Consider the following 232-nt stretch of genomic DNA (forward strand, 5'->3'; position numbering starts at 1 on the left):
GCCAAGAACCTGACCGAAGGGGCACTGCTCGTCATCGTGGTGCTGTTTTTGCTGCTGGGCAACATACGGGCGGCGGCGATCACCGCACTGGTGATCCCGCTGTCGTTCCTGTTCGCGGTGATCGGGATGAACCGCTTCGGGATCAGCGGCAATCTGATGAGCCTGGGTGCACTCGACTTCGGCATCCTCGTCGACGGTGCGGTGATCGTGATCGAGGCCACCCTGCTCATGC

1 protein-coding gene is annotated in these 232 nt (G+C 62.1%); it reads left to right on the forward strand.

Features of this window, described 5'->3' with window-relative positions; genetic code table 11:
• Positions 1 to 232, forward strand: a 232-nt coding sequence (locus MTCD1_RS20430; protein WP_143760240.1) for an efflux RND transporter permease subunit, incomplete at both ends; no start/stop codon positions are given.

Source organism: Colwellia marinimaniae (genome assembly GCF_002207865.1).
Lineage (GTDB): Bacteria > Pseudomonadota > Gammaproteobacteria > Enterobacterales > Alteromonadaceae > Colwellia > Colwellia marinimaniae.